Raw genomic sequence first — 2,127 nt, 5'->3', positions numbered from 1 at the left:
TCGTTTAAATTAGCCTTGATTGGAACGATCGTAAGGCCGATTCTATCGCCCTGAAGTCGCTCCCACCAGTTTATTTGCTCGCCCCCTTAATCAAGATGATTTTTCATTCCTGAGTGATTTTACCTGCGCGGAAACTACAGAAGAGGAAGTCACAGACAAGAAAGCCTATCTTGATGACTGGTTTTCCACCTACCATGATACATTCGTTGCCCATGCGTCACCCACGGTTGCTGAAGCTTATCAATCAATGCTTGTTGAGGATCAGCAGCTTTTATCAGCGGAAGCCCTGTGTAGAAAGGGCTTCTTTAATTTTGAAACTACTGCGCAGTATGACCGGAAAAACTTGATATATGATGTTGAGAAAATAAAAAAATTGATGTTTCAGGAAAATATCCCTCTATATGATATCAAGATCGAACCGAGGGAGGACCAATTATATTTTTTTAAATGTACGTTTGTGAAAGATGGGATTGCATTGTCGTTTCAGGAAAAGTCTGACTTCTTCGATAGAATAAAGGAAATAGCTACTAAAAATCACATACCCGCATCATTAATTCTTTTGATATTGGATCAAATGCGAGATCAAGAAAGTAATGTCAACGCTTTGATCTATGCTGCATATACCAATTTGCAGCAACAAATACAGTCGCCTGTCCTCTTGAAGCAGGCCTTTGCAAATTTGTTATCCATCAAAAATCACGTTCTGGGATTTGATTACAATACCACTTGTGAGTTGAGGCTCTCTCCTCAATCCGTTTGTTGGGGGTATGGCAATCTGGTCATTCTCAAAGGCAAATTGCCTGAAAGTGTCCTCACCAAGCTAGACAGGCAGGTGGAGGATGAAGTGTATGGATTACAGTCACTGGAAAATGGAGGCCATTTATACAATATGGGCCTTCATGAAGAGGATGTTCTGATACTTGCTCCACGCTTGATACACGGCCACTCTCTGGAGGGGTTAAAAAATGCAAAAGGATATAAAAATATGTTTTTTTACGATGAGCTTCCTACTGAATATCTTGACATGTTAAAGGTGCCTGAAGAGTTAAGACAAGCCACGACAATCAGTGGATAAGTTGTTGACAGGTTGTGTTTATACTGTCAATAGTTGGTGATAACCCGTTGCTGTACATGAGTTTGGGATTTTTATCCCCTGTTTCAGTTATCCGGAATTTGTGTGGAAAAGATTGTGGATAAACGGTTAGGGGTTAAAGCCAGCCTTTTAGTTATGCGGGTTGGGAATAACCGGTTAAATATTGATCAACCGTCCTTTCAGCAGAAGCCGGGGTCATATATGGTCCGCCCCCTATTGCAAGGAATAGTTTTCCATTTAGTATGGTAATGCCTGTCTTCATACTGCTGCCTTGTACGGCTCTTTCCTGGTTAATTGAACAAAAAAAAACTGTAAAAAAAATCTGTGACCAGGTCGAAGAGCTGTGGCCAAATCTTTCATTATGCATAACTATTGTCGTTTATGATGATGAAAAATATATTTGCACAATCAAGACTTGGCACTGGGTTCCTGCGACCTTGGGTTCAAAGGATTTGACACGAAAAGCCTTGGTCTGTGTCAGGCTGATTTTCTGGTCGTGAACGCGCGAATTCAGGTATCTGCTTCGGTACGAACATTACTTTCTCTAGCTGCCGGTCATCGTCGGTACAGTAGGGACGCTTCTCACAAACCACGGCAATACCCCGCTATTTCAGCACTGACTGCGCTTTCGACGAAGTCAGTGTTTTCTGCGTCAAGGTCCCTGAGTTCATTCGTATTCCCTGGCTCTTCAGCCGCTGCACCTCTTGCTCCAATGCCTGTTGTGTTGCCGGGCTTGGCAGCGATGGGTCATGCCTGTACTGCATCTTTTCCAGCAGCGTCATGCCGGCCGGAATCTCTACCTGGTGGAGATCATACCAGCTGTTATGAATGCCATAAGTGATGCCTTTGCCCTGATCAGCCCTGCAACCCTTGTGGCAGGGGTCTGAACAGACAATAATTCCAGCGGCCTGAGCAATTGTGCGCCGAACATTGTCATCAATAAACCGGTTCATTCTTTCCACTGGCTCAGTTGTCCATTCGTAAGCGTCCAAACAGGGGGCAGACTCCCCCTACTTGTCGAGATCGGCTTTTAA

At 43.8% G+C, this 2,127-nt stretch carries 2 protein-coding genes; one reads left to right on the top strand and one right to left on the bottom strand.

Going from position 1 to position 2,127, the window contains the following annotated elements:
• The first annotated feature begins 247 nt into the window (after positions 1-247).
• The gene (locus KDK14_RS19615; protein ID WP_257266904.1) at positions 248-1,075 is read left to right on the top strand and encodes a hypothetical protein; all 828 of its coding nucleotides are present in this window, start codon (positions 248-250) and stop codon (positions 1,073-1,075) included.
• A gap of 623 nt (positions 1,076-1,698) precedes the next feature.
• On the opposite strand, the gene KDK14_RS19610 is transcribed toward KDK14_RS19615, so the two are convergent.
• Complete coding sequence (locus tag KDK14_RS19610; protein WP_257266903.1) at positions 1,699-2,046, bottom strand: hypothetical protein; 348 nt, start codon at positions 2,044-2,046, stop codon at positions 1,699-1,701.
• Between the last annotated feature and the right edge of the window lie 81 nt (positions 2,047-2,127).

It is taken from the genome of Endozoicomonas sp. ONNA2, assembly GCF_024606365.1.
Lineage (GTDB): Bacteria > Pseudomonadota > Gammaproteobacteria > Pseudomonadales > Endozoicomonadaceae > Endozoicomonas.
The sequence above is the reverse complement of the archived record's forward strand: the minus strand, read 5'-3'. Positions and strand labels throughout refer to the sequence as shown.

Bases quoted from the DNA above. Each gene is read 5' to 3' on its own strand.
- KDK14_RS19615 (WP_257266904.1), top strand. From the start codon at position 248: ATGCTTGTTGAGGATCAGCAGCTTTTATCAGCGGAAGCCCTGTGTAGA.
- KDK14_RS19610 (WP_257266903.1), bottom strand. From the start codon at position 2,046: ATGAACCGGTTTATTGATGACAATGTTCGGCGCACAATTGCTCAGGCC.